At 71.5% G+C, this 17,500-nt stretch carries 17 protein-coding genes; all 17 read left to right on the top strand.

Features of this window, described 5'->3' with window-relative positions:
- Positions 1-25: 25 nt before the first annotated feature.
- The 17 genes from pgsA (at position 26) to OG553_RS27850 (ending at position 17,140) form a co-directional block, all read left to right on the top strand.
- Positions 26-694 (top strand): phosphatidylinositol phosphate synthase, encoded by a 669-nt coding sequence (pgsA, locus tag OG553_RS27770; RefSeq protein WP_405981580.1) that lies wholly within the window; start codon positions 26-28, stop codon positions 692-694.
- Positions 694-1,596, top strand: a complete 903-nt coding sequence (locus tag OG553_RS27775; RefSeq protein WP_405981581.1) for a phosphatidylinositol mannoside acyltransferase — start codon at positions 694-696, stop codon at positions 1,594-1,596. The genes pgsA and OG553_RS27775 overlap by 1 nt, the downstream gene beginning before the upstream one ends.
- Positions 1,596-2,756 carry a glycosyltransferase family 4 protein gene (locus OG553_RS27780; RefSeq protein ID WP_405981582.1) on the top strand — a complete coding sequence of 387 codons (1,161 nt, stop codon included), beginning with the start codon at positions 1,596-1,598 and terminating at the stop codon, positions 2,754-2,756. Before OG553_RS27775 ends, OG553_RS27780 begins: the two co-directional genes overlap by 1 nt.
- A gap of 83 nt (positions 2,757-2,839) precedes the next feature.
- Positions 2,840-5,341 carry a hypothetical protein gene (locus tag OG553_RS27785; protein WP_405981583.1) on the top strand — a complete coding sequence of 834 codons (2,502 nt, stop codon included), beginning with the start codon at positions 2,840-2,842 and terminating at the stop codon, positions 5,339-5,341.
- Positions 5,341-6,333, top strand: a complete 993-nt coding sequence (locus tag OG553_RS27790) for a phosphotransferase family protein (protein ID WP_405981584.1) — start codon at positions 5,341-5,343, stop codon at positions 6,331-6,333. Before OG553_RS27785 ends, OG553_RS27790 begins: the two co-directional genes overlap by 1 nt.
- Positions 6,333-7,334, top strand: coding sequence for an aminoglycoside phosphotransferase family protein (locus tag OG553_RS27795; protein WP_405981585.1), 1,002 nt, complete (start codon positions 6,333-6,335; stop codon positions 7,332-7,334). The genes OG553_RS27790 and OG553_RS27795 overlap by 1 nt, the downstream gene beginning before the upstream one ends.
- Positions 7,335-7,382: 48 nt before the next feature.
- Positions 7,383-7,925 (top strand): hypothetical protein, encoded by a 543-nt coding sequence (locus tag OG553_RS27800; RefSeq protein WP_405981586.1) that lies wholly within the window; start codon positions 7,383-7,385, stop codon positions 7,923-7,925.
- A 136-nt stretch (positions 7,926-8,061) separates the two neighbouring features.
- Positions 8,062-8,979 (top strand): pyridoxal 5'-phosphate synthase lyase subunit PdxS, encoded by a 918-nt coding sequence (pdxS, locus tag OG553_RS27805; protein ID WP_007263067.1) that lies wholly within the window; start codon positions 8,062-8,064, stop codon positions 8,977-8,979.
- Between the two features lie 8 nt (positions 8,980-8,987).
- Positions 8,988-9,578: a pyridoxal 5'-phosphate synthase glutaminase subunit PdxT gene (gene pdxT, locus OG553_RS27810; protein ID WP_405981587.1), complete on the top strand. Its 591-nt coding sequence runs from the start codon at positions 8,988-8,990 to the stop codon at positions 9,576-9,578.
- Positions 9,579-9,635: 57 nt separating this feature from the next.
- Positions 9,636-10,388, top strand: a complete 753-nt coding sequence (locus OG553_RS27815; protein ID WP_405981588.1) for a YebC/PmpR family DNA-binding transcriptional regulator — start codon at positions 9,636-9,638, stop codon at positions 10,386-10,388.
- Between the two features lie 122 nt (positions 10,389-10,510).
- Complete coding sequence (gene ruvC, locus OG553_RS27820) at positions 10,511-11,050, top strand: crossover junction endodeoxyribonuclease RuvC (protein WP_405981589.1); 540 nt, start codon at positions 10,511-10,513, stop codon at positions 11,048-11,050.
- Positions 11,047-11,673, top strand: a complete 627-nt coding sequence (gene ruvA / locus OG553_RS27825) for a Holliday junction branch migration protein RuvA (protein ID WP_405981590.1) — start codon at positions 11,047-11,049, stop codon at positions 11,671-11,673. Before ruvC ends, ruvA begins: the two co-directional genes overlap by 4 nt.
- 228 nt (positions 11,674-11,901) lie before the next feature.
- Positions 11,902-12,963 (top strand): Holliday junction branch migration DNA helicase RuvB, encoded by a 1,062-nt coding sequence (gene ruvB, locus OG553_RS27830; protein ID WP_405981591.1) that lies wholly within the window; start codon positions 11,902-11,904, stop codon positions 12,961-12,963.
- 164 nt (positions 12,964-13,127) lie between these two features.
- Complete coding sequence (gene yajC / locus OG553_RS27835) at positions 13,128-13,571, top strand: preprotein translocase subunit YajC (protein WP_405981592.1); 444 nt, start codon at positions 13,128-13,130, stop codon at positions 13,569-13,571.
- Between the two features lie 150 nt (positions 13,572-13,721).
- Positions 13,722-15,527, top strand: a complete 1,806-nt coding sequence (gene secD, locus OG553_RS27840) for a protein translocase subunit SecD (protein WP_405981593.1) — start codon at positions 13,722-13,724, stop codon at positions 15,525-15,527.
- A gap of 3 nt (positions 15,528-15,530) precedes the next feature.
- Positions 15,531-16,586 carry a protein translocase subunit SecF gene (gene secF, locus OG553_RS27845; RefSeq protein ID WP_405981594.1) on the top strand — a complete coding sequence of 352 codons (1,056 nt, stop codon included), beginning with the start codon at positions 15,531-15,533 and terminating at the stop codon, positions 16,584-16,586.
- The gene (locus tag OG553_RS27850; protein WP_362472013.1) at positions 16,583-17,140 is read left to right on the top strand and encodes an adenine phosphoribosyltransferase; all 558 of its coding nucleotides are present in this window, start codon (positions 16,583-16,585) and stop codon (positions 17,138-17,140) included. The genes secF and OG553_RS27850 overlap by 4 nt, the downstream gene beginning before the upstream one ends.
- Positions 17,141-17,500 lie beyond the last annotated feature (360 nt).

The raw sequence follows: 17,500 nt of genomic DNA on the forward strand, positions 1-17,500 counted from the left end.
GGCCCAGCGACCCTCTGGGAAGGCCATGCTGAACAAGTACGCGCGTGCGTTCTTCACGCGTGTTCTCACGCCGTTCGCCGCGTTTCTCCTGCGCCGGGGGGTGAGCCCGGACGCCGTCACCCTCATCGGCACCGCCGGAGTGGTGGCCGGAGCGCTGGTCTTCTTCCCCCGCGGCGAGCTCTTCTGGGGAACGATCACCATCACCCTCTTCGTCTTCTCCGACCTGGTGGACGGCAACATGGCCCGCCAGGCCGGCAGCTCCAGCCGGTGGGGGGCGTTCCTCGACTCCACGCTCGACCGGGTGGCCGACGCGGCGATCTTCGGCGGCCTCGCGCTCTGGTACGCGGGTCTGGGCGACGACAACGTGCTGTGCGCGGTGGCGATCTTCTGCCTGGCCAGCGGCCAGGTGGTCTCGTACACGAAGGCCCGCGGCGAGGCGATCGGCCTGCCGGTCGCCGTCAACGGGCTCGTCGAGCGCGCCGAACGCCTGGTGATCTCCCTGGTCGCGGCCGGCCTGTCCGGACTGCAGACCTTCGGGGTCCCCTCGTGGATCGGGGTGCTGCTGCCGGTCGCGCTGTGGGTCGTGGCGGTGGGCTCGCTGGTCACGCTGATCCAGCGGGTGGTCACCGTACGCCGCGAGGCGGCCGAGGCCGACGCGGCGGCCGCCGCCGGTGCCGAAGGCGGGGCGATCTGATGGGCAAGGCACAGGACAAGCTGGTGGACGGGCTGTACGGGCTCGGCTGGGCGGGCGTGAAGAAGCTCCCCGAGCCCGCCGCGGTGGCCCTCGGCCGCAAGATCGCGGACGTGGCGTGGAAGCGGCGCGGCAAGAGCGTGCTGCGCCTGGAGTCCAACCTGGCCCGGGTGGTGCCCGACGCGACCCCCGAGCGGCTGCGCGAGCTGTCGCACGCGGGCATGCGCTCGTACATGCGCTACTGGATGGAGTCCTTCCGGCTGCCCGCCATGGACCCGGAGCGGTTCGGCGAGGACGTCCAGCTGAAGGACGACCACATCCTGCGCGAGGCCATCGCCTCCGGCCGCGGGGTCATCGCCGCCCTGCCGCACCTGGCCAACTGGGACCTCGCCGGCGCGTGGGTCACCGGCCACCTCGGCGTCCCCTTCACCACCGTCGCCGAGCGGCTCAAGCCCGAGTCCCTCTACGACCGCTTCGTGGCCTACCGGGAGAGCCTGGGCATGGAGGTCCTGCCGCACAACGGCGGCGCCTCCTTCGGCACCCTGGCCCGCCGGCTGCGCTCCGGCGGGCTGATCTGCCTGGTCGCCGACCGGGACCTGTCGGCCTCCGGGGTAGAGGTGGACTTCTTCGGCTCCCGGGCCCGGATGCCCGCGGGCCCCGCGCTGCTGGCGCAGCAGACCGGCGCCGTCCTGCTGCCGGTCACCCTGTACTACGGCGACACCCCCAAGATGTACGGCCGGTTCCACCCCGAGGTGGAGGTGCCCGCGCAGGGCACGCGGACCGAGAAGACCGCCGCCATGACCCAGGCGGTGGCGGACGCCTTCGCGTCGGGCATCGCGGAGCACCCGGAGGACTGGCACATGCTCCAGCGGCTGTGGCTCGACGACCTGGAGGAGCGGCCGTAGTGAAGATCGGCATCGTGTGCCCGTACTCGTGGGACGTGCCGGGCGGCGTCCAGTTCCACATCCGCGACCTGGCGGAGCACCTGATCCGCCAGGGCCACGAGGTGTCGGTACTGGCCCCGGCGGACGACGAGACCCCGCTGCCCCCCTACGTGGTCTCGGCGGGACGGGCGGTGCCGGTGCCCTACAACGGCTCCGTCGCCCGGCTGAACTTCGGCTTCCTCTCCGCCGCCCGGGTCCGCCGCTGGCTGCACGAGGGCGTCTTCGACGTCATCCACATCCACGAGCCCGCCTCGCCCTCGCTCGGCCTGCTGTCCTGCTGGGCGGCGCAGGGCCCGATCGTGGCGACGTTCCACACCTCCAACCCCCGCTCGCGCGCGATGATCGCCGCGTACCCGATCCTCCAGCCGGCGCTGGAGAAGATCAGCGCCCGGATCGCGGTGAGCGAGTACGCCCGCCGCACCCTCGTCGAACACCTGGGCGGGGACGCGGTGGTCATCCCCAACGGCGTCGACGTCGACTTCTTCGCCAAGGCCGACCCGAACCCCGAGTGGTCCGGGCAGACCCTCGGCTTCATCGGCCGCATCGACGAACCCCGCAAGGGCCTCCCGGTGCTCATGGCCGCCTTCCCCGCCATCGCCGAGGCCTGCCCGGACGTACGCCTGCTCGTGGCCGGCCGCGGCGACGAGGAGGAGGCCGTGGCCTCCCTCCCGGAACACCTGCGCTCCCGGGTGGAGTTCCTCGGCATGGTCTCCGACGAGGACAAGGCCCGCCTGCTGCGCAGCGTGGACGTCTACGTGGCCCCGAACACGGGCGGCGAGAGCTTCGGCATCATCCTGGTCGAGGCCCTCTCGGCGGGCGCGGCGGTGCTGGCCGCGGACCTCGACGCCTTCGCCCAGGTCCTGGACCAGGGCGCGGCGGGCGAACTCTTCGCCAACGAGGACGCCGCCTCCCTGGCCGCGGCCGCCACCGCCCTCCTGCGCGACCCGGCCCGCCGCGCGGAACTGAGCGCCCGCGGCTCGGCGCACGTACGCCGCTTCGACTGGTCGACGGTGGGCGCGGACATCCTGGCGGTCTACGAAACGGTCACCACCGGCGCGGCCGCCGTCGCCACCGACGAACGCGTCCCCCTCCGCACCCGCCTGGGCTTCACGCGGGAGTGACCGGCCGCGCCGCCGTGCGTAGAACCTGCGGCGGTGTGGGTAGCCTCGCCCCTGCAGGGGCTGGGTGATCAGGGGGAGCCATCGTGTCCATCAGGCCGCGCTACCGACGTGTTTCGGGGTTACAGAGGCAGTTCTTCAACCGTGAGGGACTGCTCGCCACGTACGACGAGGAGCTGGCGGCCATCGCCGGCGGGCCCCGCGTCCTGAACCTGGTGGGTGTCGGCGGCATCGGCAAGTCGCGCCTCCTCCAGCAGCTCCGCGCCCGCACGCCCGACACGTGCAGGACGGCGCGGCTGGACCTCCAGCTGCCGACCCTGCGCCAGCAGGAGGACGCCCTGGCCGTGCTCCGGACGGAGTACGGGGCCCAGGGGGTGAAGTTCGACCGCTTCGACATCGCCTACGCCGTGCTGTGGCAACGGGTCCACCCCCAGCTGCAGATGGACCGGAGGAACACCCCGTTCGCCGAGGAGAGCGAGGTGCTGTCCAAGATCCTGGACGATGCGATGGGCCTGCCGGTCTTCGGGACGGCGGCCGGGCTGGTGCGCCTCACGAAGCGGTCGATCTCCAACCGCCAGCGTCGGCAGCGGATCGAGGCGGACCAGACGCTGCAGGAGCTGGACGGCCTGACCAACGCCGAGCTGGGCCATGCCGTGACCTACCTCTTCGCCGAGGAACTGCGCGAATCGGCGCGGGACAGCCCGTACGTCCTCTTCGTGGACGCCTACGAGGCGATGGTGCCGACACCGTTGCCGGGCGGGCGGAGCTTCGCCTCCGACGCCTGGGTGCGTGATCTGCTGGGCCAGCTGCACGGCGGTCTCACCGTCCTGGCCAGCCGGGAACCGCTGCCGTGGGCCGCGTACGACCCGGAGTGGGCGAGCGTGATCCGCAAGGCTCCGCTCGGCGGGCTGCCCATGGATGCCCGCCTGGACCTGCTGGCCCAGGCGGGCATCGTGGAGATCCCCCGCCAGCGGTCCATCGCCGAGGCCAGTGAGGGAGTGCCGTTCTACCTCCACCTGGCCGTGGACACCCACGTGCAGAACGGCGGGCCGGTCGAGGACGCGGGGACCTCCGAGGAGATCGTCCAGCGCTTCCTCCAGCACGTGGCTCCGGACGAGGTGCGGATCCTCGAACTGCTGAGCATCGCGAGGACCTTCGATCTCGACGTGTTCCGGGCCGTCGGCCGGACCTTCGACCTCCCCACGAACCTGCTGACCTGGGAGTCACTGACCGCCTACTCCTTCGCGTACCCGCTGTCCCAAGGCTGGTACAGGCTGCACCAGCTGATGATCGCGGCCCTCCAGAGGCATCTGTCCGAAGCGGTGAGCCGGCAGGTCCACGCCGTGCTGCGACAGCATTGGGAGGCCCTTGCCGACCGAATGGGCACCGGCGCGGAGGAGGCCGGCGTCGCACGCTCCTCCCCGTTGCGGGAGGCGGTCTACCACGGAGTCCACGCCGGGAACCTGGAACCGGAGGAGGTCCTCGGGCACGCCGACCGGGCCCTGGGCATGAGCGGCCGACAGGCCGTCGACGGGATGGTCAAGGACCTCAGGGACCACCTCGCCCGGTCCGCCGTCACGGGCCGTGGGCCTTCCGGCTCCGAGGGGATCCGTAACGCCGCCGACTGCCTGGAGGCCGAGGCCAGGCTCGATCTCGGCGACGCGGCCGGTGCGACGGCACTGACCTCCGTGCGCGACACCCCGGTCCGCTCGCTCGTGGCGGCCCGGCTGGCACTGGCCGGAGCGAACGCACGCAGGATCGCGGGGGAGAGCAGCCTGGCCGCGCAGATCTTCGAGCGGGTCTGGGAGGGCCACGAAGGAGAGGCCAGGGCCTTTGCCGGTTTCTGCCTGGCGGACATCCGGATGTGGCAGGGCGACTTCGCAGCGGCGTTCGCGCTCGCCGAAGAGGTCGAGGGGATCTGCGCACCCGGACAAGGCGTCATCCGGGGCGACCTGAAACGGCTCATGCACCTGGGGCACCGGTTCCTGATGGACTTCGACCGCGCCGGATCGCTGCTGCTGCAGGCGGAGGCTGAGTACCGGGCGGCCGGCGCGGCCATCGGGCTCGCCAACATCCGGACGAACCGAGCCGAACTGCTGGTCTTCACCGACCCCGAAGCGGCAGTGGCGGAAGCGGCCGCGGCGCTGGAGGTCCAGCGCGACCTCGGTGCCCAGCACGAGATCGGGAAGGCTTACACGGCCATGGCGATCGCGCAGACCAGGCTCGGCCGCCTCGACCGGGCCGAACAGTCGTTCCGCAACGCCAACACTGCCCTGGACCTCGCCGGCTACCGGTCGGGCCGGGCACGCGCCGACATGTTCCGGGCTTTCATGCACCTGCGGCGGGGTGAGCGCGCGAGGGCCGGGGAGCTGCTCCTGCACGCCGCGCGCGAGTTCGAGGCCTGCGAGGTCTACCCTTCGCTGATCCTCGCCATCCACCGGGCCGCCGAGCGGACCGGGCTCGGCGACCCGGAACTGACGGCGATGGCCGACCGGGTGCGGCCGGCCGTCAGGCCGCTGGGCGACCCGGAAGCCGTGCGCCACCGCACGGAGCACGTGCTGTCGATGTTCGTCGAGGTGAACGAGTGATGTGGCGGGAACTGTACGAGCAGGCCGTGGACTCCGCCGATGCGGCGGCCGGGTACTACAACCGCAACGTGGGGCTACCGACCCCCGAGGGCAAGGTCAACGTCCGGATCCCGATCGCCGCGGCGGACACCATGGACGTCCGGCTCTGGCAGGAGGAGGACGTACTCGCCTGCATCCGGCCGTACGTCGGCCGGGTCCCGGAGCTGCGCCACGTCAGCAGGACACCACGCTTCCAGGTCCACCACTTCATCGCCGGCCGGGTCCTCGACGGCTTCTCGCCGCGCGGGGCCGAGGTCCCCCCGCACGTGATGGACGACGTCGTCACCCTCATGGAGCAGCTGACCCGCATCCCCCGTGAGAAGGCTCCGGCCCTGCCCGCACACTGGCCCGGCCCGGGGGACAGCCCGGGATTCGGGCGCCTGCTGGCCGACCTCACCGAACAGGTCCACTCCACGTACGTGGCGGAGTACCGGGAGGCCTTCCACCTGCTCGGCATCCCCGAGGACCCCCTCACCGTGGTCCGGCCCCTCTGGGGCGGGCTCACGTCCAGGCCGTTCGTGCTCCTGCACGCGGACCTGCACCGCAAGAACATGATCGCCGCCGATGGTGCGACGTGGTTCCTGGACTGGGAACTGGCCCTGTGGGGTGACCCGATGTACGAGATCGGCATCCACTTCCACAAGATGGACTACCCGGAAGGCCAGCGTGCCGAGGTCTTCCGCCGGTGGCGGGAGAGGCTGCGCCCCGAGTACACGGAGGGTCCCCCCGAGGACCTCCGGCTGTACATGGACCACGAGAAGATCAAGTCGGCCGTGGTCGACACGGTCCGCTACTCGAAGCAGCTGGCGGCCTCGTCGCCCGCGGAGCGGGAGTTCCTCGAGATGCGGCTCGTGAAGAAGATCAACGCGGCCCGCCGGGTCTGGGGCTCACCGCCCGAGCTGACCCCCGCGCGGGTCGCCGAAGCCCTCGCTCCCTGGTGGAAAGGCCGGTAGTGGACGCCGCAGCCCTGTACGAGGAAGCCCGCAGGCGCGATACCGGCCAGTCGGGGTACTACAACCGGAACGTCCGGGTGGAGACCCCCGACGGCCCGGCGATCGTCCGGATGCGAACCCACGGGGCCGAGGTCATGGACCTGGCCCTCTGGCGGGAACCGGAGGTACTCGCTGCCATCGCGGAGTACGTCCCCTCTGCTCCACGCCTCCTCTACGCGGGCACGGACCCGGAATTCCAGATCCACGGCTTCGTCCCGGGCCGGCGGGTCGACACGCTGGCGGCCGACGGGGACGGGCTGCCCGACGTCGTGCTGCGGGCCGTGGAGGGGCTCTTCGCGGACATGCTGCGAGTGCCGGCGTCGGCTCTGCCCCGCATACCGGGGGACTGGCCGGGAGAGGGCGACACGCCGGCCTTCGCCGACCGGCTCACCACGCTGGTCCAGACGATCCGGCACCGGGGCGACCGGATGGCCGAGGGGCTCTACGAGGCCCTGGGGGTGCCGAAAGATCCCTGCGGCCTGCTGCGGGAGCGCTTCCGCGGCATGGCCGCGCGCCGGATGGGACTGCTGCACGCGGACCTCCACCGGCAGAACATGATCCTCACCGACAGCGGGCGGGTGGCCTTCCTCGACTGGGAGCTCGCCCTCTGGGGGGACCCGGTCTACGACCTGGCCGACCACCTGCACAAGACGGGCTACACCGCGGACCAGGCCCGTGAGGTCATGGCGGGATGGGAACGGGCCGCGCCCGAGGAATGCCGGGCGGGATGGCGCCCCGACCTCGGCCACTACCTCGCCTTCGAGTCGGTGAAGTCCGCCGTGGTCGACACGGTCCGCTGGGGGCGCCGGATCGCAGGTGCCGAGGGCGCCGGGGAGCGCAGACGGCTCGCGGAGGAACTCGCCGCCAAACTCGCCGCCGCCCGGCCCCACTGGGAGGCGGGAGCACGGAGCGGACCGGAGCCGCGTGACATCGAGCAGGCCGTGGACCGCTGGGTCGGCTGAGCCGCCTCCTTCGTCCCGTGGCCGCCCGGGACGGTAGTGTCGCCGCCCGTGATCGAAAACCTTGTCTGGATCGCCGTGGCGCTCGCCGTCGTCGGGGTCTACCTCAGCTGGACCGCCGGGCGGCTGGACCGGTTGCACACGCGGATGGACGCCGCCCGGGCCGCACTCGACGCGCAGCTCGTGCGGCGGGCTTCCGTGGTGCTGGAGGTGGCCACCTCCGGGGCGCTCGACCCCGCGTCCTCGCTCGTGCTGTACGAGGCCGCGCACGCCGCGCGGCAGGCCGAGGAGGAGCACCGGGAGGTCGCCGAGAGCGAGCTCAGCCAGGCGCTGCGGGCGGTGTTCGCCGACGCGGACCAGGTGGAGGTGCTGAAGGCCGCCCCGGGCGGGGTGGAGGCCGCCGAGGAGCTGGCCGCCGCGGTGCGCCGGGTGCCCATGGCGCGCCGGTTCCTCAACGACGCCGTACGGGCCGCCCGCGCGCTGCGCCGACACCGGAAGGTCCGGTGGTTCAGACTGGCGGGACACGCGCCGTTCCCGCTGGCCTTCGAAATGGACGATGAGCCTCCGGTGGACCTCGCGGACCGCCCCGCCTGAGGTTCATAGAGCCGCGGGGGACAAATGAAAGAGCCACCGGCTCCACATTGGCCCTTGTAGTGGACTGGTCGGTGGGGTTTTCTCAGCCGAGTACCGCCCGTCTTCCTTTCGCGTTCGTTTCGAGTGAGGTCAACCCGTGAGCACGCTTCCCACCTCTTCCCAGTCCGCTGAGTCGGCGATCGGCACCTCCCGCGTCAAGCGCGGCATGGCCGAGCAGCTCAAGGGCGGCGTGATCATGGACGTGGTCAACGCCGAGCAGGCGAAGATCGCCGAGGACGCCGGCGCCGTGGCCGTCATGGCCCTGGAGCGGGTCCCCGCCGACATCCGCAAGGACGGCGGCGTGGCCCGCATGTCCGACCCGAACATGATCGAAGAGATCATCGAGGCCGTCTCCATCCCGGTCATGGCCAAGTCCCGCATCGGCCACTTCGTCGAGGCCCAGGTCCTCCAGTCCCTCGGCGTCGACTACATCGACGAGTCCGAGGTCCTGACCCCGGCCGACGAGATCAACCACTCCGACAAGTGGGCCTTCACCACCCCCTTCGTCTGTGGCGCCACCAACCTGGGCGAGGCCCTGCGCCGCATCGCCGAGGGCGCGGCCATGATCCGCTCGAAGGGCGAGGCCGGCACCGGCAACGTCGTCGAGGCCGTCCGCCACCTGCGCCAGATCAAGAACGAGATCGCCCAGCTGCGCGGCTACGACAACAACGAGCTGTACGCCGCCGCCAAGGAGCTGCGCGCCCCGTACGAGCTCGTCAAGGAGGTCGCCGAGCTCGGCAAGCTCCCCGTCGTGCTGTTCTCCGCCGGTGGCGTCGCCACCCCGGCCGACGCCGCCCTGATGCGTCAGCTCGGTGCCGAGGGCGTCTTCGTCGGCTCCGGCATCTTCAAGTCCGGCGACCCGGCCAAGCGCGCCGCCGCCATCGTGAAGGCCACCACCTTCTTCGACGACCCGAAGGTCATCGCGGACGCCTCCCGCAACCTGGGCGAGGCCATGGTCGGCATCAACTGCGACACCCTCCCCGAGGCCGAGCGCTACGCCAACCGCGGCTGGTAGTCACTGCCATGACCACCCCCGTTATTGGTGTCCTGGCCCTCCAGGGCGACGTACGGGAGCACCTGATCGCCCTGGCCGCGGCGGACGCCGTGGCCAGGCCGGTCCGGCGCCCCGAGGAGCTCGCCGAGGTCGACGCGCTGGTGATCCCCGGCGGCGAGTCCACGACCATGTCGAAGCTCGCCGTGCTGTTCGGCATGCTGGAGCCGCTGCGCGAGCGCGTCCGCGCCGGCATGCCCGTGTACGGCACCTGCGCCGGCATGATCATGCTCGCCGACAAGCTGCTCGACGGCCGTGAGGACCAGGAGACGCTCGGCGGCATCGACATGATCGTGCGCCGCAACGCCTTCGGCCGGCAGAACGAGTCCTTCGAAGCGAAGATCGACTTCGCGGGCATAGACGGCGGCCCCGTCGAGGGCGTCTTCATCCGCGCCCCGTGGGTGGAGTCGGTCGGCGGCAGCGTCGAGGTGCTCGCGACGTACGACGGCCACACGGTCGCCGTGCGCCAGGGCAACGTCCTCGCCACCTCCTTCCACCCCGAACTGACCGGCGACGATCGCGTCCACGCGTACTTCGTCGACATGGTGCGCGCTGGGCTGTGACGAGGTCCCGGTAGGATCGTCGCTGAACACTGTTGGTTACGCGAAGGAGACAGGCGGATGTCCGGCCACTCTAAATGGGCTACGACGAAGCACAAGAAGGCCGTGATCGATGCCAAGCGCGGCAAGCTCTTCGCGAAGCTGATCAAGAACATCGAGGTCGCGGCGCGTATGGGCGGCGCCGACATCGAGGGCAACCCGACGCTCTTCGACGCCGTCCAGAAGGCCAAGAAGCAGTCGGTCCCGAACAAGAACATCGACTCCGCGGTCAAGCGCGGCGGCGGCCTCGAGGCCGGCGGCGCCGACTACGAGACGATCATGTACGAAGGCTACGGCCCGAACGGCGTCGCGGTGCTCATCGAGTGCCTCACCGACAACCGCAACCGTGCCGCCTCCGACGTCCGCGTCGCCATGACCCGCAACGGCGGCTCCATGGCCGACCCGGGCTCGGTCTCGTACCTGTTCAACCGCAAGGGCGTCATCCTGCTGCCCAAGGCCGAGCTCTCCGAGGACGACGTCCTGGACGCGGTCCTGGAGGCCGGTGCCGAAGAGGTCAACGACAACGGCGAGACCTGGGAGATCATCTCCGAGGCCACCGACCTGGTCGCGGTCCGCACCGCGCTCCAGGAAGCCGGCATCGACTACGACTCCGCCGACTCCAGCTTCGTCCCGACCATGCAGGTCGAGCTCGACGAAGAGGGCGCGCGCAAGATCTTCAAGCTGATCGACGCGCTGGAGGACAGCGACGACGTGCAGAACGTCTTCGCCAACTTCGACGTCTCGGACGAGGTCATGGAGAAGGTCGACGCCTGACCGGCGCCGCGCCCTCCCGCTCTTCCTTCGGCGGGCCGACAGGACACACCCTGTCGGCCCGCCGTCGCATTGTCGGTGCGGGCGGATAGCCTGCACGGACAGCTGTCGGAAGAGGGGGCGGAGTGCGCGTACTGGGTGTGGACCCGGGGCTGACCAGGTGCGGCGTCGGCGTGGTCGAGGGAGTCGCGGGGCGGCCCCTGACCATGATCGGCGTCGGGGTCGTGCGGACGCCCGCGGACGCCGAGCTGGGGCACCGGCTCGTCGCGATCGAGGCCGGCATCGAGGAATGGCTCGACGAGCACCGGCCGGAGTACGTCGCCGTGGAGCGGGTTTTCAGCCAGCACAACGTGCGCACCGTGATGGGCACCGCCCAGGCCAGCGCCGTCGCCATGCTGTGCGCCGCGCGCCGCGGGATACCGGTCGCACTGCACACCCCGAGCGAGGTCAAGGCGGCCGTCACCGGCAGCGGCCGCGCCGACAAGGCGCAGGTCGGGGCCATGGTGACCCGGCTGCTGAGGCTCGCCGAACCGCCGAAGCCGGCCGACGCCGCCGACGCCCTCGCCCTCGCCATCTGCCACATCTGGCGGGCCCCCGCCCAGAACCGCCTCCAGCAGGCGGTCGCCGCCCGGCACGCCTCCGTCCTGAAGGGCCGTACCCGATGATCGCCTTCGTCAGCGGCCAGGTCGCCGCGCTCGCCCCCGCCCTGGCCGTGATCGAGGTCGGGGGAGTGGGCATGGCGGTGCAGTGCACGCCGAACACCATCGCGGGGCTCCGCGTGGGCGAGCAGGCCAGACTGGCCACCTCGCTGGTCGTACGGGAGGACTCGCTGACCCTGTACGGCTTCGCCGACGACGACGAACGCCAGGTCTTCGAGCTGCTCCAGACCGCGAGCGGGGTCGGCCCCCGGGTGGCCCAGGCGATGCTCGGGGTGCACACCCCGGACGCGCTGCGGGTGGCTTTCGCCGCGGGGGACGCGAAGGCGCTCACGGCGGTGCCGGGGATCGGGCCGAAGGGCGCGCAGAAGCTGCTGCTGGAGCTGAAGGGGAAGCTGGGCGCGCCGGGCGTGGCGGTCGGGGCGCAGCGCGCGCCGGTGGCGGCGGGGCCGGCGCCGTGGACCGAGCAGCTGACCGCCGCGCTGATCGGGCTGGGGTACGCGTCGCGGGACGCGGAGGAGGCGGTGTCGGCGGTTGCGCCGCAGGCCGAGGCGGCCATTGCCTCCGGCGGTTCCGCGCCCGTTCCGCAGCTGCTGCGGGCCGCGCTCCAGTCCCTGAACCGGGCCCGCTGACGGCTTCCCGCCGTGCCGCTGCGCGGGGCCGTCCCCTCCCCGCCCTTCCTCCGTTCCCAGGGGCTCCGCCCCTGACCCCGTTGCGCTCAAACGCCGCGCGGGCTGGATTCGCGGAGCGAATTCCAGCCCCGCCGGCGCTCGAGGCGCGGGGGTCTGGGGGCGGAGCCCCCAGAGGCCGGGCCGCACCCCGACCACCACCGCAACGACGTAGAAGGCAGACTGAACACCGTGAACTGGGACGACGAGAGCGACGACCGGATCGTGGCGGCCGCCGCCGACGGGGAGGACACCGCCGTCGAGGCGGCGCTGCGCCCGAAGGACCTCGGTGAGTTCGTCGGCCAGGAGAAGGTCCGCCAGCAGCTGGACCTCGTGCTGAAGGCCGCCCGCCAGCGCGGTGCCACCGCCGACCACGTGCTGCTGTCCGGCGCGCCCGGACTCGGCAAGACCACCCTCTCCATGATCATCGCCGCCGAGATGGGCGCGCCCATCCGGATCACCTCCGGCCCCGCCATCCAGCACGCGGGCGACCTCGCCGCGATCCTGTCCTCCCTCCAGGAGGGGGAGGTCCTCTTCCTCGACGAGATCCACCGCATGTCCCGGCCCGCCGAGGAGATGCTGTACATGGCCATGGAGGACTTCCGCGTCGACGTGATCGTCGGCAAGGGCCCCGGCGCCACCGCCATCCCGCTGGAGCTGCCGCCCTTCACCCTCGTCGGGGCGACGACCCGCGCCGGCCTGCTGCCCCCGCCGCTGCGGGACCGCTTCGGGTTCACCGGCCACATGGAGTTCTACGCCCCCGCCGAGCTGGAACGCGTCGTCCACCGCTCCGCCGGCCTCCTCGACGTCGAGATCGACACGGCAGGGGCCGCCGAGATCGCCGGCCGCTCCCGCGGCACCCCGCGCATCGCCAACCGGCTGCTGCGCCGTGTCCGGGACTACGCGCAGGTGAAGGCCGACGGGGTGATCACCCGTGAGGTGGCCGCCACCGCCCTCCAGGTGTACGAGGTGGACGCGCGCGGGCTCGACCGGCTGGACCGGGCCGTGCTGGAGGCGCTGCTCAAGCTGTTCGGCGGGGGTCCCGTCGGGCTGTCCACCCTCGCCGTCGCCGTGGGGGAGGAGCGGGAGACGGTCGAGGAGGTCGCCGAGCCGTTCCTCGTCCGGGAAGGGCTGCTCGCGCGCACCCCGCGCGGCCGGATCGCGACCCCCGCCGCATGGGCCCACCTGGGGCTCCTCCCGCCGCAGCAGGCCGGCGGCGGACCAAGCGGACAACAGGGCCTGTTCGGGGCCTGACGGCGCGGAGGTTCGACCGGTCAGGAACTGCGGTGCCATGCTGGGCGTTGTTCCATCGGTGCGGACTCGCCTAGACTCCGCCGATGCCGACCCTTCGGGTCGGCGTGCCCACCCCCGTAGAAATGGCCGCTCCCTGGCGCGGCCGTGCGAAGGATCCTCGTCCCGTGAACAACATCAGCTTCTTGCTCCCGTTCATCGTGCTCATCGGGGCGATGTTCCTGATGACCCGGTCCGCCAAGAAGAAGCAGGCCCAGGCCTCTCAGATGCGCGACCAGATGACCACCGGCACCGGCGTGCGCACCATCGGCGGCATGTACGCCACGGTCAAGGAGATCGGCGAGGACACCGTCACCCTCGAGGTGGCCCCCGGTGTCCACGCGGTCTACGCGAAGAACGCCATCGGTGCCGTGCTGGAGGACGCCGAGTACAACCGGATCGTCCACGGCTTCTCCGAGACCGCGGAGGAGGACGCCCCGGTCGTCCCCGACGACGCCTCCTCGCTGACCGAGGGCGACGCCCCCAAGCTCGACCTGGGCAAGAAGGACGAGCCCAAGGGCGACGACGAGCCGAAGGACGGCAAGACCGACGGCGAGCCCGGCGCCAAGTAGCGGCCGGCAGGGGCCGCGGTGGTGTCCGACCGGCATCCGCCGCGGTTCCCGCAGTGAACTTCTGCGGGGGGCAGGGGTCCCCACCACACATTTCGTGGCCGTCCGCGCGCTGACCCGGCGCGGGACGGTTGGACAGGGAGAAACGACAAGGTGGCAGCACCGAAGAAGGGCCGGCGGCCCACGGGGGCTCAGGGGAGGCCGGGGCGCGCCCTGGCCTTCATCCTGATCGCGATGGTGGCGCTCACCGCGGGGATGTTCCTCACGAAGCAGACGACGCCCCGTCTGGGCATCGACCTCGCCGGTGGTACGAGCATCACGCTCAAGGCGAAGAGCGAGCCCGGCAAGCCGGACGCCGTCAACGAGACCAACATGAACACGGCGGTCGGCATCATCGAGCGCCGCGTCAACGGTCTCGGCGTCTCGGAGGCCGAGGTCCAGACGCAGGGCCGCGACCACATCATCGTGAACATCCCCAAGGGGGTGAACGAGCAGCAGGCCCGCCAGCAGGTCGGTACCACCGCCCAGCTGTACTTCCGCCCCGTGCTGGCCTTCGCCGACGGCGCTCCCGCCGCTCCGGAGCCGAAGCCGAGCACGTCCCCGGGTACGTCCCCGAGCCCCTCCGCGAGCGGCTCCGGCGCCCCGAAGGCCGAGGGCTCCAAGCCCTCCGGCCAGGCCACCCCGTCGTCCAGCGCCACTTCCCAGGGCCGTGTGCTCAGCGAGGCCCTCAAGGCCCCGGGCACCCCCACTCCCTCGCCCTCGGCGAGCGAGTCGAAGAAGGCAGACGACAACAAGGCCACGCCTTCCGCCCCGGCCCCCGCTCCGACCCCCTCGGCCGACCCGGCCGTCGCGGACCTGCAGGCGAAGTTCGCCGCGCTGGACTGCACCAAGGAGGACCAGCGCGCCGCGGCCGGCAAGGGCGTGAAGCCCACCGACCCGATGATCGCCTGTGGCCAGCGCGGCAACGCCTGGGGCAAGTGGGTCCTCGGTCCGGCCCAGGTCGACGGCCAGGACGTGAAGGACGCCCAGGGCGTCATCGACCAGCAGCGCGGTCAGTGGATCGTCACCATGCAGTTCACCGACAAGGGCGCCGACAAGTTCGCCAAGATCACCGGTGAGCTGGCCACCAAGCAGTCCCCGCAGAACCAGTTCGCGATCGTGCTCGACGGCGAGGTCATCTCCGACCCGTCCGTCAGCCAGGCGCTGACCGGCGGCAACGCCGAGATCTCCGGCGGCTTCACCCAGCAGTCCGCGCAGGACCTGGGCAACATGCTCTCGTACGGCGCCCTGCCGCTGTCCTTCCAGGAGGACAGCGTCACCACCGTCACCGCCGCGCTCGGCGGCGAGCAGCTGAAGGCGGGCCTCATCGCCGGCGCCATCGGCCTCGCGCTCGTCGTGATCTACCTGCTGGTGTACTACCGGGGCCTGGCATTCATCGCCATCATCAGCCTCCTGGTCTCCGCGATCCTCACGTACACGATCATGGCCCTGCTGGGCAAGGGCATCGGCTTCGCCCTGAACCTGCCCGCCGTCTGCGGCGCCATCGTCGCGATCGGCATCACGGCCGACTCGTTCATCGTGTACTTCGAGCGCATCCGCGACGAGATCCGCGAGGGCCGCACCCTGCGTCCGGCCGTCGAGCGCGCGTGGCCGCGCGCCCGCCGCACCATCCTGGTCTCCGACTTCGTGTCGTTCCTCGCCGCCGCGGTGCTCTTCATCGTCACCGTCGGCAAGGTCCAGGGCTTCGCCTTCACGCTGGGTCTGACCACCCTCCTCGACGTGGTCGTGGTGTTCCTGTTCACCAAGCCGGTCATGACCCTGCTGGCCCGTACGAAGTTCTTCTCCAGCGGACACCCGTGGTCCGGGCTGGACCCGAAGCGGCTCGGCGCCAAGCCGCCGCTGCGCCGGTCCCGCCGGAGCGCGCCCGTTCCCGCCCCCGTCGACGCAAAGGAGGCGTGAGAGATGTCGAAGCTGGGAGATCTCGGCGCCAAGCTGTACCGCGGTGAGGTCGGCTACGACTTCGTCGGCAAGCGCTTTCTCTGGTACGGCGTTTCCATCCTGATCACCATCACGGCGATCGTGGCCCTGGCCGTCCAGGGCCTCAACATGGGCATCGAGTTCAAGGGCGGCGCCGTCTTCACCACCCCGAAGACGGCCGTCTCCGTCGCCCACGCGACCGAGAGCGCGGAGAAGGCCTCGGGGCACGACGCGATCGTCCAGGAGCTCGGCACCGGCGGCCTGCGCATCCAGATCTCCGGTCTGGACACCGACTCCGCCGCCTCCGTGAAGAAGCAGCTCGGCACCGACCTCAAGGTCGACGCGAACCAGATCAACGCCGACCTGGTCGGCCCGAGCTGGGGCGAGCAGATCGCCAACAAGGCCTGGACGGGCCTCGGCGTCTTCATGGTCCTCGTGGTGATCTACCTCGCCATCGCCTTCGAGTGGCGGATGGCCGTCGCCGCGCTGATCGCGCTGATCCACGACCTCACCATCACCGTCGGCGTGTACGCGCTGGTCGGCTTCGAGGTCACCCCGGGCACCGTGATCGGTCTGCTGACCATCCTCGGCTACTCCCTCTACGACACCGTCGTCGTCTTCGACGGTCTGAAGGAGGGCTCGAAGGACATCACCAAGCAGACCCGCTACACCTTCAGCGAGATCGCCAACCGCAGCATCAACGGCACGCTGGTCCGCTCGATCAACACCACCGTCGTCGCCCTGCTCCCGGTCGCCGGCCTGCTCTTCATCGGCGGCGGCTTCCTGGGCGCCGGCATGCTCAACGACATCTCGCTGTCGCTGTTCGTCGGCCTCGCGGCCGGTGCGTACTCCTCGATCTTCATCGCGACCCCGCTGGTCGTCGACCTGAAGGAGCGCGAGCCGGCGATGAAGGCGCTGACCAAGCGGGTGCTCGCCAAGCGCGCCGCCGCGGCCGCCAAGGGCGAGGACCCCGAGGGCGCCGCCGCGGACGACGCCCCGCAGGTCGTGGCCCAGGGCGGCCAGGGGAGGCGGCGCCGGTGACCGCGCCCTCCTCCACGCCCGAACTCCGCGAGCTGCTGCTCGGCCGGATCAAGGACGTCCCGGACTACCCGAAGCCCGGCGTGGTGTTCAAGGACATCACCCCGCTGCTCGCCGACCCGAAGGCCTTCGCGGCGCTGACGGAGGCGCTGGTGGAGCTGGCCGTCCGGTACGGCGCCACCAAGATCGTCGGCCTGGAGGCGCGCGGGTTCATCCTCGCCGCCCCGGTCGCCGTCCAGGCGGGCATCGGCTTCATCCCCGTGCGCAAGGCCGGCAAGCTGCCGGGCGCCACGCTCGCGCAGTCGTACGAGCTGGAGTACGGGACCGCCGAGATCGAGGTCCACGCGGAGGACCTGTCGGCCGGTGACAAGGTCATGGTCATCGACGACGTCCTCGCGACCGGCGGTACCGCCGAGGCGTCGCTGGAGCTGATCCGGCGGGCCGGTGCCGAGGTGGCCGGGGTGGCCGTTCTGATGGAGCTGTCGTTCCTCCCCGGTCGGGAGAAGCTGGCCCCGGCGCTCGCGGGTGCGCCGCTGGACGCGCTGATCGTGGTCTGACGTCTGACGTCTGACGATGCCGATGCGGCGGGTGCCTGGGATGTCCCGGGTGCCCGCCGTTTTCGTGTGCGGCGCCGCTGCCGGGGGCTCTGCCCCCGGACCCCCGCGCCTCAAACGCCGGCGGGGCTGGGGTGGCTCAAACGCCGGCGGGGCCGGGGTGGCTGGATCCCTGGCGGGGCCGGGGTGGCTGGATCCCCGGCGGGGCTGAATACAGGTGGGACGGAATACAGGCGGGCCTGAGCGGGCCTCGGGTCGTGTCCCGGGGAGCGACCGCGGAGAACGGGGCGGCGGAACCCTCGCTACCATGGGTTATCCGGACCTGACCGGGGCCCCGGACATTCCCCCAGACTCCGTCCGGGG

Origin of the sequence: Streptomyces sp. NBC_00158 (genome assembly GCF_045160885.1) — a bacterium.
Taxonomy (GTDB): domain Bacteria; phylum Actinomycetota; class Actinomycetes; order Streptomycetales; family Streptomycetaceae; genus Streptomyces.

Bases quoted from the DNA above. Each gene is read 5' to 3' on its own strand.
- pgsA (WP_405981580.1), top strand. From the start codon at position 26: ATGCTGAACAAGTACGCGCGTGCGTTCTTCACGCGTGTTCTCACGCCG.
- OG553_RS27775 (WP_405981581.1), top strand. From the start codon at position 694: ATGGGCAAGGCACAGGACAAGCTGGTGGACGGGCTGTACGGGCTCGGC.
- OG553_RS27790 (WP_405981584.1), top strand. From the start codon at position 5,341: ATGTGGCGGGAACTGTACGAGCAGGCCGTGGACTCCGCCGATGCGGCG.
- pdxT (WP_405981587.1), top strand. From the start codon at position 8,988: ATGACCACCCCCGTTATTGGTGTCCTGGCCCTCCAGGGCGACGTACGG.
- OG553_RS27815 (WP_405981588.1), top strand. From the start codon at position 9,636: ATGTCCGGCCACTCTAAATGGGCTACGACGAAGCACAAGAAGGCCGTG.
- ruvA (WP_405981590.1), top strand. From the start codon at position 11,047: ATGATCGCCTTCGTCAGCGGCCAGGTCGCCGCGCTCGCCCCCGCCCTG.
- secF (WP_405981594.1), top strand. From the start codon at position 15,531: ATGTCGAAGCTGGGAGATCTCGGCGCCAAGCTGTACCGCGGTGAGGTC.